The sequence below is a fragment of the Actinomadura physcomitrii genome, from assembly GCF_008923205.2.
GTDB lineage: Bacteria > Actinomycetota > Actinomycetes > Streptosporangiales > Streptosporangiaceae > Spirillospora > Spirillospora physcomitrii.
In genome coordinates, this window is record NZ_WBMS02000004.1 from 309,450 (window position 1) to 334,785 (window position 25,336).

General features: G+C 73.8%; 17 protein-coding genes and 1 pseudogene. 2 read left to right on the forward strand and 16 right to left on the reverse strand.

Features of this window, described 5'->3' with window-relative positions:
- Window positions 1–8: 8 nt before the first annotated feature.
- The 14 genes from F8568_RS07395 to F8568_RS07460 form a co-directional block, all read right to left on the reverse strand.
- Window positions 9–1,664 carry a class I adenylate-forming enzyme family protein gene (locus tag F8568_RS07395; protein WP_151592716.1) on the reverse strand — a complete coding sequence of 552 codons (1,656 nt, stop codon included), beginning with the start codon at window positions 1,662–1,664 and terminating at the stop codon, window positions 9–11.
- Complete coding sequence (locus F8568_RS07400; protein WP_328600764.1) at window positions 1,661–3,385, reverse strand: CoA transferase; 1,725 nt, start codon at window positions 3,383–3,385, stop codon at window positions 1,661–1,663. The genes F8568_RS07395 and F8568_RS07400 overlap by 4 nt, the downstream gene beginning before the upstream one ends.
- Window positions 3,376–5,007: a class I adenylate-forming enzyme family protein gene (locus F8568_RS07405; protein WP_151592717.1), complete on the reverse strand. Its 1,632-nt coding sequence runs from the start codon at window positions 5,005–5,007 to the stop codon at window positions 3,376–3,378. The genes F8568_RS07400 and F8568_RS07405 overlap by 10 nt, the downstream gene beginning before the upstream one ends.
- Window positions 5,008–5,011: 4 nt before the next feature.
- On the reverse strand, window positions 5,012–6,454 hold the full coding sequence (locus F8568_RS07410; protein ID WP_151592718.1) for a protoporphyrinogen/coproporphyrinogen oxidase: 1,443 nt from the start codon (window positions 6,452–6,454) through the stop codon (window positions 5,012–5,014).
- Complete coding sequence (locus F8568_RS07415) at window positions 6,451–7,407, reverse strand: UbiA family prenyltransferase (RefSeq protein WP_151592719.1); 957 nt, start codon at window positions 7,405–7,407, stop codon at window positions 6,451–6,453. Before F8568_RS07415 ends, F8568_RS07410 begins: the two co-directional genes overlap by 4 nt.
- A complete protein-coding gene (locus F8568_RS07420) occupies window positions 7,404–8,555 on the reverse strand; it encodes a DegT/DnrJ/EryC1/StrS family aminotransferase (RefSeq protein WP_151592720.1) in 1,152 nt (383 codons plus the stop codon). Before F8568_RS07420 ends, F8568_RS07415 begins: the two co-directional genes overlap by 4 nt.
- A complete protein-coding gene (locus F8568_RS07425; RefSeq protein ID WP_328600765.1) occupies window positions 8,552–9,757 on the reverse strand; it encodes a DegT/DnrJ/EryC1/StrS family aminotransferase in 1,206 nt (401 codons plus the stop codon). Before F8568_RS07425 ends, F8568_RS07420 begins: the two co-directional genes overlap by 4 nt.
- A gap of 119 nt (window positions 9,758–9,876) precedes the next feature.
- Window positions 9,877–10,404, reverse strand: a complete 528-nt coding sequence (locus F8568_RS07430; RefSeq protein ID WP_151592721.1) for an EF-hand domain-containing protein — start codon at window positions 10,402–10,404, stop codon at window positions 9,877–9,879.
- Window positions 10,405–10,714: 310 nt separating this feature from the next.
- The gene (locus F8568_RS07435) at window positions 10,715–11,146 is read right to left on the reverse strand and encodes a DUF6917 domain-containing protein (RefSeq protein ID WP_151592722.1); all 432 of its coding nucleotides are present in this window, start codon (window positions 11,144–11,146) and stop codon (window positions 10,715–10,717) included.
- Window positions 11,143–12,147, reverse strand: coding sequence for a Gfo/Idh/MocA family protein (locus tag F8568_RS07440; protein ID WP_151592723.1), 1,005 nt, complete (start codon window positions 12,145–12,147; stop codon window positions 11,143–11,145). The genes F8568_RS07435 and F8568_RS07440 overlap by 4 nt, the downstream gene beginning before the upstream one ends.
- Window positions 12,144–13,319, reverse strand: a complete 1,176-nt coding sequence (locus F8568_RS07445) for an Ldh family oxidoreductase (protein ID WP_151592724.1) — start codon at window positions 13,317–13,319, stop codon at window positions 12,144–12,146. The genes F8568_RS07440 and F8568_RS07445 overlap by 4 nt, the downstream gene beginning before the upstream one ends.
- A complete protein-coding gene (locus F8568_RS07450) occupies window positions 13,316–14,614 on the reverse strand; it encodes a M20/M25/M40 family metallo-hydrolase (protein WP_151592725.1) in 1,299 nt (432 codons plus the stop codon). The genes F8568_RS07445 and F8568_RS07450 overlap by 4 nt, the downstream gene beginning before the upstream one ends.
- Window positions 14,611–15,465 (reverse strand): sugar phosphate isomerase/epimerase family protein, encoded by an 855-nt coding sequence (locus F8568_RS07455; RefSeq protein WP_151592726.1) that lies wholly within the window; start codon window positions 15,463–15,465, stop codon window positions 14,611–14,613. The genes F8568_RS07450 and F8568_RS07455 overlap by 4 nt, the downstream gene beginning before the upstream one ends.
- Window positions 15,466–15,469: 4 nt before the next feature.
- Complete coding sequence (locus F8568_RS07460; RefSeq protein ID WP_151592727.1) at window positions 15,470–16,498, reverse strand: Gfo/Idh/MocA family oxidoreductase; 1,029 nt, start codon at window positions 16,496–16,498, stop codon at window positions 15,470–15,472.
- Between the two features lie 499 nt (window positions 16,499–16,997).
- Between F8568_RS07460 and F8568_RS49400 the strand changes: the two genes are divergently transcribed.
- Window positions 16,998–17,132, forward strand: coding sequence for a hypothetical protein (locus tag F8568_RS49400; protein WP_268896187.1), 135 nt, complete (start codon window positions 16,998–17,000; stop codon window positions 17,130–17,132).
- 86 nt (window positions 17,133–17,218) lie between these two features.
- Here the strand turns inward: F8568_RS49400 and F8568_RS07465 are convergent, their stop codons facing one another.
- Window positions 17,219–17,923 carry a DUF4386 domain-containing protein gene (locus F8568_RS07465; protein WP_151592728.1) on the reverse strand — a complete coding sequence of 235 codons (705 nt, stop codon included), beginning with the start codon at window positions 17,921–17,923 and terminating at the stop codon, window positions 17,219–17,221.
- 80 nt (window positions 17,924–18,003) lie between these two features.
- Between F8568_RS07465 and F8568_RS07470 the strand changes: the two genes are divergently transcribed.
- Window positions 18,004–18,492 carry a MarR family winged helix-turn-helix transcriptional regulator gene (locus F8568_RS07470; protein ID WP_151592729.1) on the forward strand — a complete coding sequence of 163 codons (489 nt, stop codon included), beginning with the start codon at window positions 18,004–18,006 and terminating at the stop codon, window positions 18,490–18,492.
- Between the two features lie 374 nt (window positions 18,493–18,866).
- Here the strand turns inward: F8568_RS07470 and F8568_RS07480 are convergent.
- Window positions 18,867–25,242: pseudogene (locus F8568_RS07480) on the reverse strand (LAGLIDADG family homing endonuclease); the annotation flags it as partial.
- Window positions 25,243–25,336: the final 94 nt, after the last annotated feature.

Here is a 25,336-nt window from a genome sequence, read left to right on the forward strand (position 1 = left end):
GACGCGGCTCACGAGCCGGCCTCCGCGTCCGATGCCGCCGGGACGGCCGATTCGGCGGCGATGCGGGTGAGTGCGCTGACGCTCACCTTGCCGGTGGGGCCGACGGGCAGTTCCGGGAGGATCAGGAACCGTTCGGGCAGCCGGCGCCGGTCCACGCCGCGTGCGGACAGCCACGCGAGCATGGCGGCGGGGGACGGCGGCCGGGCGCCGTCGCGCGGGACCACGCAGGCGCACATGCGTTCGCCCAGGTCCAGGTCGTGCACGGGCACGCAGTGCGCGTCGGCGATGCCCGGATGGGAGACGAGCGCGCGTTCGACCTGCGCGGGGAAGAGGCTGACGCCGCCGCGGATCACGGTGCGCTTGAGGCGGTCGAGGACCCGCAGCGTCCCGTCGGGGTCCAGCCTGCCGAGGTCGCCGGTGCGGACCCAGCCGCCGGGGGCGCGGTACCGGTCGTCGAGGTCCGGCGCGGCGACGTAGCAGAGCGGGGTCATCGGGCCCAGCGCCCAGATCTCCCCCGGCTCGCCCGGCGGCAGCGTCCGTCCCCGCCGGTCGCGGACGGTGATCCGGGCCACGCTTTCGTCGGGGACACCGGCCAGCCCGGGTTCCCAGCGGTCCGGGGCGCGGCCGGTGTGGCAGTTCACACCGTCGCTGGACCCGTAGATGTTGATGGGCGGCATGCCGAACCGCCGGACGCAGGCGTCCCTGACGTGCCGATGCACGGGACCGGCGCTGGAGACGACGGCGCGCAGCGAGGAGAGGTCCGCGTCGGTGCCGCCCTCGGCCATCCGCCAGAGCATCGTGGGGACGCCGAACACGTGGGTGGGGCGGTGCCGCTCGACGGCTTGGAGCGCCGCGGCGGCGTCGAAGCGCGGCAGCAGCACCAGGGTGCCGCCGTGGCGGGCGAGGATCACCGATGTGCCGAGCGACCCGTACGACGAGGCCAGCGACACCAGGACCAGTGCGCGCACGCGGTCGGCGCCGCGCCGCAGGGCGGCGACGTAGTTGCCGCGCCCGCCCGCCATGGCGTTGTGGGAGTAGGCCACCATCTTCGGCTCGGACTCCGATCCCGAGGAGACCAGGATGCGGGCCGGTGTCTCCGCGTCGATGCGGGCGGGCCGCCATGCGGGGATCTGCTCGGTGCCGGGTTCGTCCAGCGCGTGCATGCTCTCTCGCACCAGGTCGCCGGGGGCCCATAGTTGCAGGTCGGGGAGGTCTCCGAGGCCCGGCACCGGCTCCCCGGACGCGATGAGCGCGGCGGCGCGGGACCGGCGGACGAGGCTCGCGACCTCGCGCGGCCCGTGCGTGTGCGGGATCGGCAGGGCGACGGCGCCGATCGCCGCGACGGCCAGCTCGGCGACGACGGCGTCGCGCCCGTTGGGCAGCAGGACGGCGATGATGTCGGCGGGCCCCCGTCCCCCGGCGTGCAGCGCGGCGGCGGCGCGGCGGACGCGGGCGTCGAGCGCGGCATAGGTGAGCGCGCCCGCGCCGTCGACGACGGCTTCGGCCTCGGGCGCGGCGCGGACGTGCTCCCGGAACAGCGTGTAGAGGTCGCGGCCGGGGCACAGCCCGTCCGCGGTCCAGGCCGCGCGCAGTTCGGCGGGCACCCGGTCGGCCAGCGTGACGCCGTTGGCCGATGTCCAGGCCGGAGAAGCTGCGGTTCTCATCGTTCCTCCCTGTCGTGTTCGGACGGGCTCGTGAACGTCCACGGCGCGCGGCTGTAGCAGGCGGCTCCATCGGTTTCGAAGAGGGCGGCGTACGCGGGGTCGGCCGCCATCGCCGCGAGGTCGGTCACGACCGGCGCCGTCCCCCCGGCCGCGCGGGCGCCGGGGGCGGGCGTCTCGCGCAGGAGGCGGCCCGCGTCGGCCAAGGCCGTCTCGACCCGCACTCCGGCGCCGGTGCGGGCGGCGCCGAGCAGGCCCGCGGCGACGCCTTCGGCGCTGATCAGCGCGCCGAGCACGTCGATGATCGTCATCAGCGTCGGCGCGGGCGGCCGGCCCGGCGGCGTCAGCAGCGCCGCGACTCCGGTGTGCGCCTGCACCAGGTAGTCGGTGCCCATCGGCTGCGGCGCGAGCAGGACGTCGGCCCAGCCGCCGGCGTACGCGTGGACGAGACCGGGGTGCACGGCGGCGAGGTCCGCGGCGTCCAACCCGAACCGGGCGGCGCGGCCCGGCGCCCAGTTCTGCAGGAACACATCCGACGAGGCGACGAGGCGCAGCGCTTCGTCGCGGCCCGTGAGCGACTTCAGGTCCGCCTCGACCACCCGCTTGCCGCGGTTGAGGGCGAGGAACCGGGCCGAGCACTCCCCCGCCATCGGCGGGACGCCGCGCATCGGGTCGCCGCCGGGCGGTTCGATGCGGACGACGTCGGCGCCGAGCAGGCCGAGCACATGCCCGGCCAGCGGACCTTGGACGCGGTTGGTGGACTCGGCGACCCGGATCCCCGCCAGGGGGCCGCCGTCCCGCCGCGATGGGCCGTCCGGTCGGGGCGCCGCCTGCGCGGACGGCGCGGCGGGAAGGGGGCGGAGCCGCCACGGGGAGGCGGGCGCCGGCGGGAGCGGCGTTGCGGCGTCGTTCACCGTCACGACGCTGACGCCGGCGGCTTCGGCGGCCCGGCGCACCGCCGGGTAGCCCAGCGCCGCCGCGGCGGCCGCCAGGCCGGGCGGAAGCGCGCAGGTCCCGGTGGCGAAGCGCTGCTGGAACGGCGTCCAGCCGGCGGCGATGTCGGGGCGTGCGGCGCCCAGTGCGGTCCAGAAGCGCAGCCAGGTCTCGGCCTGGAACGTCTCGATCTCGAAGCGGACGCCGTCGGCCGAGCGGAACGGCGGCGTCCGCGCGGTGCCCGGCTCCGGCCGGGAGGAGCCGGAGCCGGTGTCGGTGGTGGTGGCGACGGCGACGTACTGGGTGAGGGCGAGCGCCGCGGCCTGGGCGACCGACGTCGCCGCGCGCACCGCCGGCCCGCCCCGCAGCGCGGCCAGCAGGCCCGCCGTCACGGCCTGGGCCGCGAGCACGCCCGCGCAGACCGAGGCGTAGTCGACGTGCAGGACGCGCGGTCCGCCGGTGGCGCGCCCATGGACGTGCATGATGCCGCAGGCGGCCTGCACGTCGCGCTCACCGCCCATCGGCACCGCGACGGGCCCGGACCAGCCGATACGGCACTCGGGCAGCGCCCGGTCCCCGGGGAGCCACGGCGCCCGGACGACGCGCAGCAGCCCGGCGGGCGCGTCCGGTGGCGGCGGGCCGCCGGCGGTCTCGATCGCGCAGCCGAGCGCCCGCAGCCGGGTCGCGGCGACGCGCACCGCGACCGAGCGGCCGGACGCGCGCACGACCGTTCCGTCCAGCGGACGGGACACCGGTACCGCCAGGGGACGCGCCGCCGTCTTCACGTCCACCGTCCCCTCCCGTAGGTCTCGGAGGTCACGCCGAGACGCTCGCGCAGGGCGGCCCGCCGGACCTTGCCGGTCCCGGTGCGCGGTATCCGGTCCCAGGCCATGACGACCGGGTCGGCGAGTTCGGGCAGGTCCGCGGTCGCCTCGCGCCATAGCGCCGGGCTCGTGATCGGGGGCGGCCCGCCGTCCTCGGTGATGAGCACGGGCACGCACCGCCCGCCGGGCACCCCGAGGACGACGCATTCCGCGACGCCGGGCAGCCGGTCCTCGAGCACGTCCTCCAGCTCGACGCAGCTGCCCTCCGGCAGGACGTCGGCCTCCCGGTCCAGCAGGAGCAGGCGCCCGCCGCGGGTGAGGACGCCGATGTCCCCGGTGACGAACCACTCCCCCGCGAGCTTGCGCCGGAAGCGCCGCTCCTCGCCGACATAGCCGAGGCACAGCGCCTTCGTGCCGCAGACCAGCAGGCCGGCGGTGCCGCGCGGCACGGGCCGCAGGGTTTCCCGGTCGACGACGCGCAGCCTGCTCCGCCCGGGGACGGGACGGCCCAGGTCGCGGGTCGTGGGATGCCGCTCGCGCTCGGCCCGCAGGGCGCGGCGCGTCAGGAAGCGGAAGGTGAGCGGCCCCGTCTCGCTCTGCCCCCAGCCCTGCAGCCAGATCGGGCGCGGATGCGCGGTGGCGTTGAGGAACGTCCGCACGGTGGGCGGGTGCACGGCGTCGAAGGTGCTGATGTACAGGCGGACGCGGCCGAACGCGCGGCTGGGCGCCGGTCCGTCCTGCGCGCGGACATGGGGGCGCCACCGCACGAACGTCGACGGCTGGGCCTCCACGGTGGTGGGCCGGTGCCGCTCCAGCAGCGGCCGGGCCTCGTCCCAGCCGGAACCGGTCACCACCAGCAGCTTCTCGGGGCCGAGCGCCAGCACGCTCGCGGTCCAGGCGAGCGCGCGGCCGTGCGCGAAGGAGAACGCGCCCGCCACCACGTCGCTTCGGCGGGCGGCGAGGACGGGCCAGCGGTGCGCTTCGAAGCCGGCGAGGCGTCTCAGCAGGGTGCGCGTGGAGTGCACGACGAGCTTGGGCGCCCCGGTGGTGCCGGACGTGTGCACGATGACCAGCGGGTCGTCGACCGGCGGGCGCCGCGGTGCCGGGGCAGCGTGACCGCGGACGTCGTCGAGGGACAGCACCGGCCCCGCGGCGCCGGCGCCGCCGTCCAGCAGCAGCGTCCGGGACGCCAGGGAGGTCAGGGCGCCGCCCGGCCCCGCCGGTGCGAAGCCGAGGACGAGCAGCGCCGGATCCAGCCGTTTGAGCAGGATCTCCAGAACGTCCGGGTCCAGGTGGGCCGACAGCGGCACGGGCACCGCGCCGATGCGGGCCGCGGCGCAGCACAGCAGCACCAGGTCGAAATGGTTGCGCTTGACGATGGCGACGCGGTCGCCGGGTCCGGCGCCGGCCGCGGCGAACCATCCAGCGGCGTCCGAGACGAGCCGGGCCGCCGCCGGGACGTCGAGCGCGGTGCCGAGTTCGGGGGCGATGTCGAGGGGCCGGCCGAGGTGCACGGTCGTGGCGGCGCCGCGCTCGGCCGCGTCGTCGAACAGCGTGCCCAGCTCGATCCGCCTGCTGAAGGGAGCCATCGTCTCACCTCGGGTCGTCGGGACGGGGGTCGGCCGCGCTCAGGGCCGTCGCGCTCAGGGCCGTCGCGCTCAGGGCCGTCGCGCCGCCGGGGCCCGTCCGCGATAAGCCCGACCGGGCCGCGAGGCAGGCCAGGACGCGTTCGGCGGCCAGGGCGGCGGACGCGACGGCGCCCTCGCTGCAGGGGCGCAGCATCACCCAGTCGCCCGCGTACTCGACCGCCGACACCGGCCGCCGGGCGAACGCGCCGCGCAGCCCGAGCGCGCGCGGCGTCGCCTCGGGCAGCCCGTGCTCGAACCGGTGCACGCGGGCGTGGGCGACGTGCGCCGCCAGCCCGGGGACGAAGCGCCCGGCGCGGGCGATCAGCCGTTCCGCGACCGTCCGGTCGGGCTGCCCGAACAGGTCGGCGCAGCCGAGCGGCGAGGCGATGAGCGACACCAGGCCGCCGCCCGCGGGCGCCCGCCCGGGATGCTTGCGGTGGTCGGCGGTGATGACGCCGAGCAGCCGGTCCTCGGCGGCGGGGACGAGCGTGGCGAAGCTCGACCGCGGCCCGCCGGGCGCCAGCGGCTCGTCCAGGACGAGGCTGACGCGCAGCATCGGCGTGTAACCGCAGTGGTCCAGGAAGGCGCGTACGGCGGGCCGTTCGTCGGCGTACAGGCGCGCCGCGGCGGGAGCGGGGACGGCCAGCACCGCCGCGCGTGCGGTGACGGCGCCGCGCGGCGAGTCCAGCCGGACCGCGCCGTCGTGCCGGGTCACGCGGGTGACGGGATGGCCGGTCGTGACGTCCAGGTGTTCGGCGAGGGCGCGGGCGAGGGTGTCCATGCCGTCGCGGTAGGTGTGCCAGGACGCGGAGCTGCCGCACGTGAGCAGGTGCGCGGCGAGCGGGGCGGCGGCCGAGCGTTCGGGGTCCCAGCCGAAGAAGCCGCCGGCGAGCGGGCCGACGAGGCGGTCGGACAGGTCCCGGTGGTAGGGGCGGACGAGGTCGGCGACGGTGGCGGTGCCGAGCGAGGACGCCTCGGGACGGGCGGGGTCGAGGTCGCCGAGCCGCGCCAGCCGCGCCTGGAGCCGGACCAGGTCGAGCCGCGCCCGCAGCCCGAGGCCCGCGCCGGTCAGCAGCCCCAGCGGGCGGCCGGCGTGCGGGCGCGGGCGCCCGTCCCGCCACACGGCGAGGGCGTCGCGGACGGCCGGGACGGCTCCGGGATCGCGGTCCAGCCCGAGCGCGGTGATGAGCCGCCAGGTCGCGGGGTAGCCGGTGCGGCCCGGGAACATCTCGGCGCCGGTGTCGATGAGGCAGCCGTGCTCGCGGAGCGTCCGCATCCGGCCGCCGACGGCGCCGGCGGCCTCCAGCACCCGGACGGTGCGTCCGGCCCTGGCCAGCGCGTACGCGGTGGCGAGCCCTGCGGGGCCCGCGCCGACCACCGCGACGTCGACGGGCCGTCCGGCCGTCATATCAGGGCTCCAGCGGTCAGGTCGACGGCGACCAGCAGCACCACCGTGACGCGGTGCGCGTGGATGGCGATGCGGCGCGCGCGCAGGATGTCGCCACGGAAGCCGATCACCAGGTGGGCCAGCCGCATCCCGGCGAGCGGGAGCATCGCGACGGCGAACCACCACGGTGCGGCGCCCGCCACCGGCGCCCCGGCGACGAGCACGACCTGCGCTGCGGTCATCGCCGCGACGAACACCCGGTGCGCCCGTGCGGAGACCAGGGTGGCGACGGTGATGCGCCCGGCGGCGCGGTCGCCGGCGGCGTCGTTGGTGTTGGAGTAGAGCCCGAACAGCATCGGCCCCGACCCGAACAGCACCGCCTGCACGATGACGAAGCCGCTCGCCCCGCCCGTGAGCAGTGCGTACGGCACCAGCGTCCAGCCGACACCGAGCCCGATCAGGAACAGCTCCTGGAAACCCCGGTAGCTGATCTTCAATCCCCACGAGTACTGGACGGACGCCGCCACGCAAACCGCCGCCGCCACCACCGCCCACACCGGACGGTGCGGCGCCGCCGCGACGACCGCCGCCCACAGCAAAGATCCGGCCGCCGTGGCCGCCCACGAGAACCGCAGTGCCCGCGCCTCGCTGAGCGTCCCGGCGACGAGCGGCTTGCGGGCCAGCCGGCGCCGCGCCGCGTCGGACCCGTAGTTGGCCGCGTCGCTGCCGTCGCGGTAGCCGGTGACGTCGTCGAAGCCGACCATCGCGGCCACCACGACCAGCTCGGCGAGGAGGATCAGCGCGAGCAGCCCGAACGTCTGCGGCTTCCAGCGCACGGCGGGCGCCAGCAGCGCCCACACGACCAGGAGCCCGAGGTAGTAGTCGTAGATGTCGAGTTTGGCCAGGCGCGCGTACGCGGCGAGGTCGCCGCGCCCGGTGGCGCCCGGCCGCCGCAGAGCGGTCTGCTCGCTCAACTGGTCCTCCCGTGGACGCCGGTGAACGCGCAGACGGTGTCGGCGATGTGCTCGGCCTGCGCGTCGGTCAGGTTCGGATACAGCGGCAGCGAGATGGCGCGCCGCGCGGCGGACTCGGCGTTCGGCCACGTCTCGCCGGGCCGCGCGTAGCGCGCGAACGCCGGCTGCGCCGGCAGCGGCCGCGGGTAGTACACGTGCGCGGTGACGCCGTGCGCGGCCAGATGGGCGTGCAGCGCGTCCCGGTCGTCGGTGAGGACGGTGTAGACGTAGTGGAAGCGGCCGTCCCCGCCTTCCGGGGGCGCGATCAGGCCGCGCTCGGCGAGCGGCGCGAAGCGGCGGGAGTAGTAGGCGGAGATCTCCGCGCGGCGCGCCAGCCGTGCGTCCAGGCCGGCCAGCCGGTGCAGCTGGAAGGCGGCCATCACCTCGTCGAACCGGCTGTTCTGGCCGATCCGGTGGTGGACGAAGCGGTGGACGCCGTCCTGGCCGTGGTTGCGGAGCATCCGCACGTCCGCGGCGAGGCCGGCGTCGTCGGTGATGACCACGCCGCCTTCCCCGGGCATCCCGAACGGTTTCACCTGCACGAACGAGTACAGTCCCGCGTCGCCCCAGCGGCCCGCCGGACGGCCCCGCAGCGTCCCGCCCTGGGCGAGCGCCGAGTCCTCGATGAGCCGCAGCCCGTGCCGGTCGGCGAGCTCCCGGAACGCGGGCATGTCCGCCATCACCGAGAACATGTGGGCGGGCATCAGCGCCCGGGTGCGCGGCGTGATCAGCGGTTCGGCGGCGGCGGGGTCGGCGGTGAGCCGGACCGGGTCGATGTCGGCGAACACGGGCCGGGCGCCGGCGTCGATGACGGTGGCGGCCAGCGGCGCGCACCCGAACGCCGGGACGACGACCTCGTCGCCGGGCCCGACGCCCATCGCGGCCAGCACCAGCGAGAGCGCGGACGTGCCGCTGGAGCAGGCGACGACGTCCCCGGCGCCGGTCCGGGCGGCGAGCGCGCGCTCGAGCCGCGCGGTCCGCTCGCCGAGGATGAACTTCTGGTCCCGGCAGGTCCCGACGGCGTGGACGATGCCGTGCAGCACGTCGCGGTCCTGCTCGAACAGGTCCGGCGAGAAGAACGGGATCGCCGCGGCGGGCGGGGCGGTCACCGCGGCGTCCCGGTGTAGAAGCGCTCGATCTCGTCGCAGACGCGGTCCACGTGCTCGTCGGGCAGGTCGGGATAGAGCGGCACCGCCAGCGCCTCGGCGCACGCCTTCTCGGCGCGCGGGAAGTCGCCGGGCCGGTGGCCGAGGTGCGCGAAGCACGGCTGGAGGTGCAGCGGGACCGGGTAGTAGACCTCCGTCTCGATCCCGCGGGCGGCCAGGTGCGCGGCGAGGGCGTCGCGGTCCTCGACGCGGAGGAGATGGACGTAGGAGACGCGGTCGCTTCCGGGCGGCGGCGGGAGCGAGCCGGGCACGTCGAGGACGCCCGGCACCCCGCTCAGCCGCGCGTCGTAGCGTGCGGCCAGGCCGGCGCGGCGGGCGATGGCGGCGTCGAGGCCGGTGAGCTTGGCCTGCAGGACGGCCGCCTGGACGTCGTCCATCTTGCTGTTGCGTCCCGGCACCACGGTGGCGTTGGAGATGCCGGGGAAGTTGTCGAGCGTGCGGCCGCCGCGCCCGTGGTGGCAGAGCATCCGCGCGGTCTCGGCGACGGACTCATCGTCGGTCAGCACCGCCCCGCCGTCGCCGATGCCGCCGAGCGTCTTGGCGGGGAAGAACGACAGGACGCCCCCGGCGCCGTGCAGCCCGGCGTGGACGCCGTCCATCCGCATGCCGATCGCCTCGGCGCTGTCCTCCACGATCGTCAGGCCGTGGCGCCGCGCGACCGCGCCCAGGCCGCGCAGGTCGGCCATGCGGTCGAACAGGTGCACCGGCATGATCATCCTGGTGCGGGCGGTGACCGCCGCCTCCGCCGCGCGCGGGTCGAGGCCGTGGCCGCGCTCCTCGATGTCGGCGAAGACCGGGACGCCGCCCGCGAGCACCACGGAACTGGCCGTGGCGATGAACGAGAAGGCGGGGACGACCACCTCGTCGCCCGGCTCCAGGCCCGCGGCGCGCAGCAGCAGGACCAGCGCGTCGGTACCGGAGTTGACGGCGACGGCATGGCGGGCCCCGGTCCAGTCCGCGAGCCGCTCCTCCAGTTCGGCGACCTTCGCGCCGTGCGAGAACTTCCCGTTGTCCAGGACGTCGTCGAGGTGCTTCGCGATCCCCTCCCAATGCTCCTGGAAACTCGCGGCCTGGTCGAAGAAGGGAATGGGAGCGGGCAGGACGGGAAAGGGAGCCGCAGGCGGTGTCGGCGGTGTTTTATGCACGATTTCCTACACGGGGGTGAGAGGGCGGCGGGGGGCCGCCCGGGAAGACTCCCGGCCGGTGCTTCGACGGGAGTCGAATACCGGGTCTCTTCCCGGACGGCGTTCTTTCTGGCTTCCGCTCAGCGACCGAGCAGCGGAATGTCGTTGCGGCCGAGGTGGTAGTCGCGGACCGCGTCGACCAGCTCGTCCACCGAGAGCCTTCCGCTGCCGTCGGTGTCGAGGTCGCGGAAGGCGCGGTCGGCGACCTCGCCGTCCAGGCCGATCGCGGCGAACCAGCCGTGCATCTCCGCGGGCGACACCTCGCCGTCGCCGTCGCGGTCCAGTATGGCGACTATGGCCTCGATGGTCGGGCGGACGACGGCGGAGAAGCCCGCGTCGCCCTTGCTGATGATCTCCTGCTCCGCGGCGCTCAGGAACTGCGCGCGGCTCATCCGGGCCGCGCCGGCCGCCTCCGCCAGCTTGTCGAACATGCCGAGGTAGGTCTGCTTGAGCTTGTCGGCCTGGGGGGTGCCCTGCGCGCCGAGCCGGGCGATGATGTCGTCGGCCTCGCGCTCGAAGTCCGAACGCTCGATGACGCCGTTGCCGTTGCGGTCCCACAGCCGGAACCGCTCTTCCAGGCGATTCGACTGGGTGGTGGCCATGACCATTGTCGTTCTCCTCCTGCACCATTCGGTGATCGGGATGGACGAGCGAATCTCCATGCGGATCCGCACCGGTGGTCCGGAATCCGCTTCGCGCCGTCAACTCTGCCCTATTCCATTGCCGCGGAACCAGGTACCGCGAGTAAGGACTTGATATCCCTGCGACGAATGTCGCGTCACGGCAATGAGCCGGTTCCCGGGCATGCCGAATTACCGGCTCCTCGAATTCCAGGCGCCGTTCTCTTTTCGGTGGATTTCTCGTGCGGACGGTCTCTCGACCGAGCGGTTCCAGCCGAGCGGTTCCAGCCGAGCGGTTCTAGCCGAGCGGTTCCCGGCCGGGCGGGGCGCCCTGGCGGAACGCCAGCCGTACCCCCGGCATCAGGCCGAGCTCGGTTCCGCTGCGCGCCGGCTCGGCGCGGACCAGGACGTTGTAGTGGTTGGGCAGATGGCAGCCGTCGAAGCCGAGCAGGACGCCGATGCGCTGCCCGGCGATCCACAGCTCGTCGCCGCGGTCGAGCACGCCCGCCGCGTCGATCTCGGCGAACCCGAGGAACGCGACGCGGTCGATGCGCGCGCCGGCGGCGGTCTCGCCGTGGTCGGTGGCCACCAGCTCGTGCACCTCCCCGGCGCGGACGCAGCGGCTGGCGAACGGCTCCAGCCGCATGCCCCGGTCCGTCCGGCGATGCGCCAGGACCTTCACGAGCGTCGCGGCGACCGCGCTCTTCGGCCCGTCCTCGAGCGGGTTCATCCCCCGCCCCCCGTCCGCGCGCCGTCCCCGATCACGGCTCTGGCCCGCGGCGCCGCGGAGCCGCCGCGCCCGGCGGGCCAGGGTGCCGCGAGGTGGTAGGCGGCCCGGACGAACCGCAGGGCCGCCAGGCCGCCGTCCACCGAGGACGCCCTGGACGCCCGAGGCGCCCGGATGCGGCGTTCGAAGTCCCGCAGCACGCCCACGTACTCGTGCCACAGGGACCCCTTGAAGCCGGAGTGGCCGTCGAGCATGTCGGCGTGGAGGGTCCGCCCGTCGGCGAGGCGTACCTCGACGTCCTTGCGCTCGCCGGGGTAGGACCAGTCGAGCAGGATCCGCGCCGCGGCCGTCCGGCCGCGCAGCAGGACGTCGGCGCGGCGGTCGACGCCGCCGCCGTCCCGCTCGACCCGGGCGGACACCACCTCCGGCGGCGCCTCCGCCGGCCCGAGCAGCAGGCGCAGCAGGTCGAACGCGTTGGGGCCGTTGTCGGCGACGCATCCGCCGCCGCAGCGCGCCGGGTCCAGGTACCAGCCGTCGTCGCCGGCGTGCTCCTCGATGCGCTCCAGGTAGCGGACGGTCACCTCGGTGGTCGGGGAGCCCGCGCAGTGGTCGCGCAGCCGCGCGATCGCCGCGTTGTAGCGGCGGTGGAACGCGGTGAACAGCGGGACCCCGCGCCGGTCGGCGAGACGCCGCAGCGCGTCGCCCTGCGCGACGTTGAGGGCGAGGGGCTTCTCCACGCAGACGGCGACGCCGCGTTCCAGCGCGTCCGCGCACACCCGCAGGTGCACGTCGTTCGGCACGGCGACCACGACGGCGTCCGGACGTTCCGCGTCCAGCAGCCGGGCGTGGTCGGTGTAGCCGGGCACACCGCAGGCGCCCGCTCTGGACGGGTCGCTGTCGCATACGGCGACCAGCCGCATGGAGGGCGAGTCGCGCAGCGCCGCGAGGTAGAAGCGGGAGATGACGCCGAGGCCGATGACGGCGACCCGTAGCGGCGCCGTCATGTCCGCTCCAGCGCCACGGGGGCGGCCAGGCCCAGGCGTGCGGCGGTCTCGTGCAGCTCCCGGAAGAGGTCCCCGCTCAGCGGGACGCCGTTGCGCAGGCGTTCCTGGGCGCGGCGATGCTCGTGCCAGCCGGGATACCGGACGGGTTCGGACGGGTCGGCGGGCGGGCAGCCGAGCAGGGCGCCGAACAGCGTGCCCGCGTCGCGGCCGGCGCCGGCGCGCAGCGCGTCGGGGGCGATCGCGGCGGTGAAGAAGCCGATGCCGTCGTCGCGCCCGGAGGGGCCGCCGTCGCCGCCGAACGCGTCCGGGTGGGCGCCCAGCGCGGCGCCCGGCACCACCGCGGCGAGCACCTCCACCGCGAGGCCGAGCCCGAACCCCTTGTACTGGCCCGCCTCGCCGCCCAGCCACATCAGATGCGCCCGCCCCTCGTCGAACGCGGACGGGTCGGTGACCGCGGTGCCGTCGTCGCCGCGCAGCACCCCGGCGGGGACCGGCCGGCCCTCGCGGGCCGCCTGCCGGATCCGTCCCGTCGGAGCGGCGGTCGTGCTCATGTCCAGCACGAACGGCGGATGCGGGCCCGCCGGCGCGGCGACGCTCAGCGGATTGGTGCCCAGCATCGCCACCGCGCCGCCGGGCGGCCGCGCGATCCGCTGCCCGCCGCAGTTCGCGGCGACCAAGCCGATCATGGCGTGCTGCACGGCGCGCAGCGCGTGGTGCCCGGCGCAGCCGAAATGCGTCGCGCCGCGCACCGCCACCATCCCGATCCCGAAGGTCGCGGCGCGCTCGACGGCGAGGTCCATGGCGGCCTCGCACGCCCACAGGCCGAGCGCGCGCCCGGCGTCCAGCAGCACCGACGCGCCGCGGTCGGCGACCGTCCGCGGCTCAGCGCCGGGGTCGACCCGCCCGTCCTCGAACAGCGGCAGGTAGAGGCGGGTGAGGTTGGTCAGCCCGTGAGACGTCATACCGGTGAGGTCGCCGTAGCACAGCGCGCGCGCCGCCGCGTCCGCGCGCGCGGACGGCAGCCCATGGCGGCGGAAGACGGCGACGGTGAAGTCGAGCAGGTCGGTGTAGGCGACCCGGACGCGCGGGGCGGCCGGGCGGGGAGCGGCGCCGGGGGAATCCGGCCAGGGCGGGACGGGAGCGAGGTGCCGGAACGGCGAGGTCGTGGTCACGGTGATCCATTCAGGTCGTCGGTGAAGGCAGTGAGGAGGCGGGCGACAGTGGCGGCGAAGTCCGCGAGCTGGTCGGCGCGGGCGAACTCCCCGTCGGCGTGGGCGTTGTTGGCGGCGAGGTCCCCGGGGCCGAGCACGACGGTGCAGGCGCCCGGGACCTGCGACATCCAGATCGCGTCGCAGGTGAAGGCGGGTTCGCCGGAGGGCCAGGGCGCGACGCCGGCGCGGTCGCGCAGCAGCGCGTGGCCCCAGGCGTCGCGGTCGTCGAGCACGGGCAGCCCGCGCTTGAGCCATTCGAGCCGGGTGACGGCGCGGGCGTCGGCGGCGGTCCGGCCGAACAGCGGCGTGCCCGCGAACGCGAACGCGAACTCCGTCAGCCCCTCGCTGAGCGCCTCCCGCAGGCGCCGTTCCAGCCGGCGCGCCGCCTCCGGCGTCCCGTAGGCGAGATTGAGCAGCAGGGAGCCGCCGCCGTAGACCTTGTTGTGCCGGGTGCCGGTGTGCAGGCCCGCCACGCAGACGCTCGCGTCCGGCATCGGGGCCCCGAGCGCACCGCCGAGATGCTGGGCCAGGAAGCCCAGCAGCACGCTGGCGTTGTGGCCGCGGCCCGGCCGGTCGTCGACGGCGTCGTCGCCGTCCACCACGATCCGCGCGGTCATCGCCGCGGTGCTGCGGGTCAGGAACCGCCCGCCGGTCGGTTCGCAGAAGACGTTCAGCCGCCCGGTGTAGCCGCGCCGGACGAGGGGCCGGGTGCCGAAGACGCCCATCGCCCCGCCCTCCTCCCCCGCGACGGCCTGCACCAGCACGCCGACGTCGCGGCCGAGGGCCGGCCGTTCGGCGCGCGCGGCGCGGATGCCGGCGAGCAGCGCCACGGCCGGGCCCTTGGCGTCGATCGCGCCGCGCCCGTGGAAGCGGTCGCCGTCGAACGAGACCGGCGGCCGGCCCGCAACGGTGTCCAGGTGCACGTTGAACATCACCGTGCGGTCCGCGGGCAGGCCGTCCGGCCCGAGGCGGAGCACGAGGCTCGGCTGGCAGGCGAGGAAACCGGGACGGGACGCGGCCGCGCGGACCGCCGCCGGGACCGGCGCGCCGTCCAGGTCGGCGGGCTCGGCCGGGGCGTGCCGGACCGCCCGCAGCCCGATCCGGGCGGCGTGCCGCCGGTAGGCGACCTGGGCCTCGGCGAGCCGCGGCGGCGGCGCGTCCGGCTCCAGCGGCCCGGCGGTGGGCAGGCGCAGCAGCCGCAGCAGCAGGTCGCGGTCGCCGGGGACGAGCGGCGCCGGCGGATCCGCGGCGGTCACCGCCCGCCTCCGGCGCTCCCGATCCCGGCGATCAGCCGTTCGAGGGCCCGCCCGTACGCGACGAACGCCCCCGGATCGCCCGTCCCCGAGCCGAGGTGGGGACGCAGCGCGATGTGCGGCTCGATCGACAGCACCCCGGCGTAGCCGCCGCGCAGCAGCACCCGCAGGCACTCGGCGACCTCCGCCTGCCCGGCGCCGGGCGGCACGAACACGGCCTCGCCGTCCGTCCCGGCGCGCGCGTCCTTGACGTGGACGTGCACCACGTACGGGACGATCTCGCGCAGCATCGGCAGCGGCCGATACCCGTGCGCGACGCCGTTGCCGATGTCGAACAGCAGCCGCAGCGCCGGGCTGCCGATCCCGGTGACGAGGTCCAGCATCCGGTCGGCGCGCTCGCCCGCCCAGCCGGTGCAGTTCTCGTGCGCGAGGACCAGCCCGTGGTCCTCGGCGCGGAGAGCCAGCTCGCGCAGCCGCTCGCCGGCGCGGCGGCCCCACTCCGCGTCGTCCAGGCCGCCGGACGGGTACGACATGACCCGCACCAGCCGGGTGCCGAGCACGGCGCAACGGCGGGCGAGGACCTCCAGCTCGTCCAGGTCGATCGCGAAGTCGCCGGTGACCGGCCGCGACCAGTCGCCGATCTTGGACGCGACGGCCGGCACGTCCGTCCCGGCGGCGCGCAGCCGCTCGGCCGCGCCGCGGAACGCCCGCTCGTCCAGCCGCGCGACGGGCGTGCCGCCGATCGTGCGCAGCTCCAGCCGGTTCCAGCCGAGCTCCGCGACCGCGCCGATCTGGTCCGCTAGGCCCGGCGCCGCCTCGTCACCGACGCCGGCGAGCCGGATCCCGTCCGGCACGCGCTCAGCGGATCGCCGCGGCACCCCGGGCCTCCCCTCGCGGGCCGCCGGCCGCCGCGCACATCCCCTTGGCCTCGGTGAGCAGCCGGACCGCGTCGACCTGCACCGGAAGCGTCCGGTGCATCGACGACACCGACAGCGCGTAGCGGACGTACGCGCCGCGCAGGAACGCCGGGAACGCATCGTCGGTGAACACGGCCCGCGTCGCGTCGCCGCCGGGTCGGACGGTGCGCAGCTGCGCGGTGTGGTCGGCGTCGCTGCACGGGTAGTGGCCGACGAGGACGGCCCGGTCGAAGTGCAGGGTGATGCTCCGCTCGCGGACCGGAGACGTCAGATCCGAGTCGAGTTCGGTGCGGACGCCCGCGGCGTGCTCCAGCCGTAACCGGGCCCGGCCGAGGCGCGGCACCCTCGTCCGCCCGAGGACCAGGTCCTCCCAGGACGCGTCGACGACCCGCGCGCCCCCGGCGAGGCTGAGCACGACCGCCAGCGCGTGCGGCAGCTCGACGTCGAACGCGGTCGGATGGTCGCGGGCGGCGATGCCGCGGGTGAACCGCGGCTTGTTCTGCACCGCGCGGATCCGCCGCAGCGCGCCGAACTCGCCCGCGGCCACCGCCGTCCGCAGCCGGCGGGTGAGGACGCTGTCGAGCCAGTGCGTGGCGACCGTGACGTCCAGGCCCCAGCGGCGCCGGATCCGGGCCACCTCCGCCAGCCCGGGCAGGTCCACGGCCAGCGGCTTCTCCACGATGATCTTGCGGTAGCCGAGTGCGGCCAGCCGGTCCAGCAGCGCGGCGCGGACCCGCGGCGGAGTGCACACGTGCGCCACGGTCCGCGCGGGCGGGCAGCGCCGGGCCGCCTCCTCCAGCGACTCCGCGCGCACCAGGCCCGGGCCGTCGGCCGGCGGGCGCAGCGGGTCGACGGCGACGATCGGCGCGCGGGCCAGCAGGCCGGGGGCGGCGGCGCGCACCTTGACCAGCGACGGCAGGTGCAGGCCCTGGCCCGCCCTGCCCATCCCGACGATGAGGGTATGCAACATTGCAGGTCAAAAGCCTTTCCGAGGCACAGCGCGGGAGTGGTTCAGGCGGCCGGGAGCGGGCCTTCCTGACAGTCGGTCAAGCTAATTGCCGCAGCGCCACCGGTCAATGACGAACAGTGATCGAGAATGGCCCCACATTGAGTAACCGCACGTCAGAGGGCGACGCCCCACCGACATTAACCACCAAGGGTGACAAGGAACTTGCTCTGCGTTAGGACTCGGCGCGAACCGGGCATCATCGCCGCGTTCCTCACTCGACCCAAAGGAGCCGCATGCCCATCCCCTCGCGCATCGCCACTGGAGCCACCGCTCTCACAGCAGCGCTTCTCGCCGCCTCGGCGGCCCCCGCGGCCCAGGCCGGGGAGCGGGCCGCGCCCCCGAAGGAAAGATCATCGTTTTCGTCACCGAAGGCGCCCAGGTCTCCTGGGCGGGCACCCGGCTGAAGGAATACCCGCCCTCGTCGAGCTGCCGATCCTTCCCGCCCGGCGCGCACGTCGTCGTGAACGACAGCACCGCCCGCCTGCTGTTCTTCTCCGACCCGTTCTGCGCCGTCCCCGTACCGCCGCCGTTCAATTTCATCGCCCCCGGATACGGCGCGCACGTGTCCCCCACCGGCAGTTTCCGGACCGGCTGACGGCACGAACGCGGAACCGGCGGCGGACTCGTCGTCCGCCGCCGGTTCTCCGGGCAGGCCCCGCGCCGGACGCGGGAAACGCGAGTTCACGCCGCGGCACCCTCCCGGGACCGCACCTCATGGCGGGTGCGCGGCATCAGCGCAGCGGCGGCGATCAGCCACAGCAGCCCGCCGAACCGGACGACCGGGACGAGGAAGGCGAAGCCGGAACCCACCAGCGTCAGCGTCCCCACCATGCCGGCGAGGGCGATCACCAGCCCGGCCCAGCACAGCGGCCGCGGCAGCAGCAGGGCGAGCAGTCCCGTCACCGACAGGCCCGCGACCAGCAGGGCGAACGTCGCCGCGTAGGCGGGGCCACCGGACAGGAACGACAGGTCGGCGAGCGCCCGCGCCAGCGCCGGGCTCGCGTCCGCGGGCAGCCGCCCGCCGGCCCAGCCGAACATCGCGCCGAGCACGAGCATGCCCGCCGCGAGGATCCCGCCGGCCAGCGTGATCGCCGAACCCGGCGCGGTGATGCCCAGCGCGCGCAGCCGCCGGTAGAGCACACCGGTGGCCACGGTCAGCGGGAACGCCGAGCCGAGCAGCAGGAACGCCCCGGCCTTGATCGCGGTCCCGTGGTCCCGGGCGTACCGCAGCACCTCGGCGCCGGACGCGTCCGGATGCGGCGTGGACCGGTTGGCCGCCACGTAGCCGATGGTCAGGGCGGTGAAGACGAGGACGGGCAGCAGCAGCGGCGGCCCGGACTGCGGACGCCGGCCGGACGCCGCCCGCGGAGTGGTCTGCGTGGTCATGGTCTCTCCCTCTCGACGAACCGTATACTTCTGATAATGATTACAGATCAGAACGATTGTCAAGTGGGTACGATGTCGCCATGACCGCGAGCCCACCCACGCCCCAGCCGGGCGTCGCCTTCCTGCTGGCCCAGCTCGGGGCGCACGCGGCCGGGCTGTTCGCCGAACGGATCGCCGCCCTCGACCTGACCCCGCCGCAGGCCGGACTGCTGCGCATGCTCGCCGCCGCCCCCGGCCGCAGCCAGCGCGAACTCGCCGGCGACCTCGGCATGCCGCCCAGCCGGTTCGTCCCCTTCGCCGACGAACTCGAAAAGCGCGGCCTCATCGAACGCCGCAGGAACGCGAGCGACCGCCGCGTCTACGCGCTGCACCTCACCGAGAAGGGCGAGGCCCTCCTCGCCGAACTCGCCCAAGCGGGCATGGCGCACGAACACCTGCTCTGCGAAGCCCTCACGGCCGAGGAGCACGACCGGCTCCTCGGCCTCCTCCGCCGCATCGCCGACCAGCAGGGCCTGCGCCCCGACGTCCACCCCGGCTACCGGACCCTCCGCCCCAGACCCAAACCCTGACCCGCACCACGGAAAAAGAGAGGACCCGGAAATCCCGGATCCTCTCCGATCGCCCACCACCCCGTCCCCCACGAACCGAAACGGGGGACCCGGCACCACGCCGGATCCCCCGCCACGGCCCGTCAGATCAAGCCGCGCTCACCATCAGCTGCAGCCGCTGGTGGAGCCGCAGCCTTCGCACACGTAGCAGCTGCCCGCCGGCCGCATCTTCGTGCCGCAGGTCAGGCACAGCGGCGCGTCGGCAGTGCGGCCCTGGCGACTCTCGATGACCTCCATCGACGAGTGCGCCTCCGACACCGGCGCCGGAACCGCCGGACGGGCGATCTCCGCCGACTGGGCGAGGGTCTCGTGCTCGATCTCCTCGTCGGCGTGCAAGGTCGCCGGGTCCTCGCCGTTGGCCTGCATCGCACGCTCCTCGGCGGTGAAGATGCCGAGCTCCGCGCGCTCGTCGTAGGGCAGGTGGTCCAGCGCCAGGCGGCGGAAGATGTAGTCCATCACCGAGGTGGCCATGCGGATGTCCGGGTCGTCGGTCATCCCGGCGGGCTCGAACCGCATGTTGGTGAACTTCTCCACCCACGTCTCCAGCGGCACCCCGTACTGCAGGCTGATGGAGATCGCCATGGAGAACGCGTCCATCACGCCGGCGAGCGTGGAGCCCTGCTTGCCCAGCTTGAGGAACACCTCGCCGAGACCGTCATCCGGGTAGGACGACGCGGTCATGTAGCCCTCGGCGCCCGCCACGGAGAACCGGGTGACGGTCGCCGGCCGCTGCTTCGGCAGCCGCTTGCGAACCGGCCGCACCTCGACCGGAGCCGCCTCCGCCTTCGGCTCCTCCTTCTTCCCGGCGGCCGACAGCGGCTGGCCCACCTTGCAGTTGTCGCGGTAGATCGCCAGGGCCTTCAGGCCGAGCCGCCACCCCTCGAAGTACACCTTCTCGATGTCCTCGACGGTCGCCTGCTCCGGCATGTTGACCGTGTTGTGGTTCATGATGCCGTTGGCCACGAAGGCGTGCGTCTCCGGCACCGAGAGGTCGAAGACCTCGACCTGTCCGGCGTCCTCCACGGACGCGACCGGCGAGAAGTGCAGCCGACCGTCCAGCACCTGCCTCAGCCAGTCCGGCAGCACGACGCCCGGCAGCGTCGACACCCGCTCGACCGTCCGCCGCGTCACCTGCCGCGTACGCGGATCGCACAGGAAGGCGAACGCACGACGCGCGCTACGGACTCCGTTCCGCCCGGGCCTGCTGTCATCCGGGATGAGCTCGTACAGCTCGCGCGGTGTGATCCCGGGAACGACATCGGCCGTGTCGCGGGCGGCGAAGTCCATGGAGAGGTACTCCGCCGCACGCGCCGCCTTCTCCGGCTCCAGGAACGGCGCCATGCTGACGAGCAGCTGCCCCTGCGTCCCGGCCGCGTAAACCTCGTCGAAGGACTTGCCGTACTTCTCGTTGTACTTGGAGACCCGGCCGTGCACGACACCGAGGTTGGTGAGGACGGCCTGCAGGTCGTCCAGCAGTTGCGGGCTGTCCAGGCAGATCGCCCACTTCGGCGCCGTGGCGGTGGTGACGTACGCGTCCAGCCACAGCCCTTGGAGGAACGCGATCACCATCTTCCGCGGCGACCGCAGCACCACGTCCGGGATGCGCTTGTCCGAGGCCCGTGAGCCGCACCCCAGCGCGTCCATGAACTCGACGAGCGTCTTGGACGTGACGACGACTCCGGGGCACCGCCCGGGCTGCGAGGTGATCCGTGCGTCGAGCCCGAAGATCGACTTCCAGGCCCGCCGGACACGCTCCAGCACCTCCGGCACGGAGTTGGTGATCACGACCGACCACGTGCTGCGGCTGGTGTGCCCTTCCGCCGCGTAGGCGCCGAGCAGGAAGGCCAGTTCCTCCGTCATCTCGTCCGGAAGCACGATCCGCTTCTGGTCGCCGTACGCCGCCGGCACCTCGACGTGCCTCAGGCTCGCCGGCAGAGCCGCCCACATCTCCGCGCCATACTGCACGGCCACCGCGTCGCCCTCGCCGATCTCCCCGAGCGTCTTCCAGACGAGACCGCCGTCTCCCGCTGTCAGGAGCCGGTGCGGGAAGGTGCCGGTGATCGTGTGCCCAGAGCGGAGCGTCACTTTGCGGACAGGCCGGACCCCGCCGTAGTAGAACGCGTCCGTCTTCCGGTCGCCGTCCAGAGACGAGATGACGAGATTCTCCGGACGGAAGGTGTCCTCAGCCTCCCCCTGGTGGAGGCTGCCGATCCGGGTCAGCCCATCCGCGGTCGCCACGAGCGTCTCTCCCGAAACGCACTTGGAGATCGCCCCCGACAGGAACGGCTGCGTCGCCGCCATCATCCGGACGTGCCCCATCGGGCTGATCGCCCGCTCGCCCATCGCGCAGTCGAACACCTCGTAGTGCTCGGGCCGCAGCCCGGGCGCGTCCACGACGTGGCCGTTCTCCCCGATGTACTCGACGATCGCCTCGATCTGCTCCTGCTGGTAGCCGAGCTTGCGCAGGGCGCGCGGCACCGTCTGGTTGACGATCTGCATCGACCCGCCGCCGACGAGCTTCTTGAACTTCATCAGCGCGAGGTCGGGCTCGATGCCCGTGGTGTCGCAGTCCATCATCAGGCCGATGGTGTTGTGGCTCACCATCCCGTTGGCCACGTAGGTGACGTTGTCCGGGACCGACAGGTCGTACGTCGGCTGGACGCCGCCGTCCTCGTTGGCCTGCACGCGCTCGAACAGGTAGCCCAGCGCGAACCCGAGCCGCTCGTCCATGGTCTCGGTGTACAGCGACCGCGCCAGCATGCGGGACACACCGCCGTGCTTGCGAACCGACTGCATGACGGCGTTCCTGGACGGGTGACCCGCCGGGACGAGCTGCTCCCACACGTCCCTCGACAGCACCACGTGGTCGTTCTTCGCCGACCGCTCCGGCTCCAGGGACGCCATGAGGCGGCCCTTCCGCTCGCTGATGAACCCGACCATCTCGTCGAAGTTCAGCGCGTGGTCGACGTTCCGCAGGCGGACCTGGAAGATGTCGCCGCCGAAGCCGCTGACGGTGGTCCGGGTCGTGGTGGCCAGCCCGAGCGCGAGCAGCAGGGTACGGACCTCACCCGCGAACGACTCCGAGGCGGTCGACAGGCTGGGGACGCCCTCCGCCACGGTTCCGTCCGCCTCGAACAGCCCGCGAAGGAAGCCGGCGTAGACCTCGGCGTCGTTCGTCTCGAGGATCGCCGAGGGGACCCGGGGCGTCCAGCCCTTGCCCGCGTGGTCGACTCCGGGCAGGTCCTTGGCGAAGCCCGCGGCCTTCCACCACCGGGCGAGCCGCACGGACTGGAGGGTCACCTCGCGGTACCCCTCCCGCTGCGCCACGGCGGGCGCGATGCCGAACAGTTCCTTCGCGAGGATCTGCAGCCGCTCGGCCACGTCGAAGTCGCCGTCCGCGACGCACAGCCGGATGCCCTTCGCGTGGAGGCTTCCGTCCCCCATGAAGTACCCGACGAGTTCGGCGAGTTCCGGCGTCACGGAGTCCGGGACATGGACGTTCCGGTCATCGGTGTAGTACGCCTGATCGAGGACGGGCAGCGGGACCTCGTTGCGGTCGCCCACGAGCGTCCGCATCTGCATGGGGATGAGGTCGCCCTCGGCGATGTCGGCGAGACGCCGCCACACCCACTCGCCCGTGCCCTCCTCGACGACCTTGACCCGGTGCGTGAGGGTGCCCTGGACGGCGTAGCCGCCGCGGGTGCGGATCCGGCGGGTCGGCTCCTCGCCGTTGACGAAGAACTTCGTCGCCCGGCGGGGACCCTCGTCGGTGGAGACGGTCAGGTCCAGGTCCTGCCACCGGTCGCCGTACACCTGCCCGATCTCGGACAGGCGCATCAGGCCGCGGTCGGTCGTGACCAGGGTGTCACCGGTCAGGCAGCCGGTGGGCGCGAGCAGGCTGGCCTGCGCGTTGCGGTAGCCGTGCTTCTCGCCGGCCTTCAGGCACTCCTGCCACTGCTTGGCGGCGGCGGCGTGGATCGCCTTGTCCATGTCGTCGAGGGTGCGGATGTCGTCGTTGGCGGCGGCGTGCTTGCGCATGACCCGCTTGTGGCCCTCGGCGTTGCGGGCGTAGCCCGCGTACGGGCCGACGACGCCGGCGATCTCGGCGGAGCGGCGGTAGGCGACGCCGGTCATCAGCGAGGTGATGGCCGCGGCGAGGGACCGGCCGCCCTCGGAGTCGTAGGCGTGGCCGGTCGCCATCAGCAGCGCGCCCAGGTTGGCGTAGCCGATGCCGAGCTGCCGGTAGTCGCGGGTGGTCTGCGCGATCTTCTCGGTCGGGAAGTCGGCGAAGGTGATGGAGATGTCCATCGCCGTGATGATCAGCTCGGTGAGCTTGATGAACTTCGCGACGTCGAACGTGCCCTCGTCGGTGAGGAACTTCAGCAGGTTGATGCTCGCGAGATTGCAGGACGAGTTGTCCAGCGACATGTACTCACTGCAGTTCGCGACCACGAATCCGCTCACGATGTACGAGTGGTTCCGGGGCTCGGTCAGGTTGTACGTGGTCTCGAAGCCCCTGGATTCGCGGGACACCATGCGAACCGACAGGTCCTTCTTGTACCGCTTGGTCGTGTCGAGGAGACCGAGCAGCGCGTCCTGCTTGGCGGGCAGGCCGAAGCCGACCACCGCGGCGAACTCGGCCATGGCCTGGCCGCTGATGCGCAGGTCGAAGCTCGGGCCGTCCGAGCCGTAGGTCGCCTCGCTGCCGTCCTTGCGGGTGTAGTGGAAGCTCTCCTTCTTGGCGCCCGTCCGGTAGATCCGGCCGGCGATGCCGAGTGAGGCGAGCAGTTCCTGGACGCCCAGGATCAGTTCCTCGGACCGGCTTCCGAGCCCGACGTACCGGGTGCCGTTCTTCAGGCCGACGACGCACCCGTCGGCGTCGAAGAGCCCTTGGAGGAACGCCACGAGCTCCGCTTCGGGAGCCTCGTAGACCGCCGCGGGGACGACCTTCTCCGGCGCCCGCCCGCCGGACACGCCGAGAGCCCGCAGGAAGGAGCGGAACGCCTCGTGGCCGACTCGGAGCTGCTGCGTTCCGTTCGCCTGGACGCTGGGCTTCCGCTCGCGCCCGGTGATGCGGCGCAGGAGACGCTCATGCCTCGGCATCACGGTCTCTTGTTCGCGCTCGGTGCCGTAGACCGTGATCACACCGGCGTCGGTGACACATCCGTCACCGATCAGCCAGCCGAGGTAGTGGGCGAACTCCTCGTCCCACTTCTCCGGCAGGTCCAACGCGTACCGGGACGCCGCCGCCTGTGCGGCATGGTGCGCGGCCATGGGCATCTCGCCCGTCGCCGCCGCGCGGCTCGCGCGGTGGAAGGACCGCACGACCCGGTCGTCCTCGGTCAGGTCCTCGGCGTGCACCCAGCCGCGGTCGGCGGTCCAGATGCGGTGTCCCGGGGTGCACCTCAGCCGGGAACCGTCCGAGAACCGGAGCTCGAGGATCTCGTTGGTGCCGGTCACCATGTAGCGCAGCGGGTCGGTGGCGACGATGCGGTCCTGCGCGTCCGACTCGGCCGTCACATCGTTGGTGTAGACCCCGTAGGTCTCCCCGATCGCGGCCCGCCGCACCATGTCACCGATGCGGACGAGTCCCTTGTCGGTGACCACCCGCTGATCGGCGGGGAAGCATGGGTTGGACGCGGTGATACGTCCGGTTTCGGGGTTGGTGTGCCAGTCGTTGATCGTGTCGTCGTACTGGATGCCGGGGTCGGCGCACTCCCAGGCGGCCTGGGCCATCAGCCGGAACAGGTCCTTGGCCTTGACGGTCTCGACGACCTCGCCGCTCATCCGGGCGCGCAGGCCGAACTCGCCGTCCGCCTCGACGGCGTGCATGAACTCGTCCGACACCCGGACGGAGTTGTTGGCGTTCTGGTACTGGACGCTGCCGATGTCCTTGCCGCCGAGGTCCATGTCGAAGCCGGCGTCCCGCAGCGCGCGGATCTTGTCCTCCTCGCGCGCCTTGGTCTCGATGAACTCCTGGATGTCGGGGTGGTCCACGTCCAGGACGACCATCTTGGCGGCGCGGCGGGTGGCGCCGCCCGACTTGATCGTCCCGGCGGAGGCGTCGGCGCCGCGCATGAATGACACGGGGCCGCTTGCGGTGCCGCCGGACGACAGCAACTCCTTGCTCGACCGGATCCGGGAGAGGTTCAGGCCGGCACCGGAGCCGCCCTTGAAGATCACCCCTTCTTCCTTGTACCAGTCGAGAATCGACTCCATCGTGTCATCCACTGACAGAATGAAGCACGCAGAGACCTGTTTGGGGGACTTTGTACCTACGTTGAACCAGACCGGCGAGTTGAAGCTGAACATCTGGTGGACGAGGGCGTACTTCAGCTCGTGCTCGAAGATCTCGGCGTCCTGCTCGGAGGCGAAGTAGCCCTCCTTCAGGCCCGTCTCCACGTACACGCCGACGACGCGGTCGACGAGCTGCTTCAGGCTCCACTCGCGCTGCGGGGTGCCGACCGCGCCGCGGAAGTACTTGGACGTGACGATGTTGACGGCGTTCAGCGACCAGAAGTCGGGGAACTCCACGCCGCGCTGCTCGAAGTTGACCGAGCCGTCGCGCCAGTTGGTCATGACGACGTCGCGGCGTTCCCAGCGCAGCTCGTCGTAGGGGTGCACGCCGGGCGTGGTGAAGATCCGCTCCACCTTCAGCCCCTTGCGGCCCCCCTTGCCGCGCCGTGCCGGCCCGCTGACCGTCTCCGTCATGACTTCCCCCTCCCGGGCCCTCCCGCCGGGCCCTGTACAGGAACAACTCCGCCGCCGCCCGGGCCATGCCCGTGCGGAGGCGCCTTCACGATGT

Coding starts and splice junctions, on each gene's coding strand:
- F8568_RS07465 (WP_151592728.1), bottom strand. CDS start 17,923: ATGACCACGCAGACCACTCCGCGGGCGGCGTCCGGCCGGCGTCCGCAG.
- F8568_RS07440 (WP_151592723.1), bottom strand. CDS start 12,147: ATGACGGCGCCGCTACGGGTCGCCGTCATCGGCCTCGGCGTCATCTCC.
- F8568_RS07460 (WP_151592727.1), bottom strand. CDS start 16,498: ATGTTGCATACCCTCATCGTCGGGATGGGCAGGGCGGGCCAGGGCCTG.
- F8568_RS07470 (WP_151592729.1), top strand. CDS start 18,004: ATGACCGCGAGCCCACCCACGCCCCAGCCGGGCGTCGCCTTCCTGCTG.
- F8568_RS07395 (WP_151592716.1), bottom strand. CDS start 1,664: ATGAGAACCGCAGCTTCTCCGGCCTGGACATCGGCCAACGGCGTCACG.
- F8568_RS07410 (WP_151592718.1), bottom strand. CDS start 6,454: ATGACGGCCGGACGGCCCGTCGACGTCGCGGTGGTCGGCGCGGGCCCC.
- F8568_RS07435 (WP_151592722.1), bottom strand. CDS start 11,146: ATGAACCCGCTCGAGGACGGGCCGAAGAGCGCGGTCGCCGCGACGCTC.
- F8568_RS07405 (WP_151592717.1), bottom strand. CDS start 5,007: ATGGCTCCCTTCAGCAGGCGGATCGAGCTGGGCACGCTGTTCGACGAC.
- F8568_RS07430 (WP_151592721.1), bottom strand. CDS start 10,404: ATGGTCATGGCCACCACCCAGTCGAATCGCCTGGAAGAGCGGTTCCGG.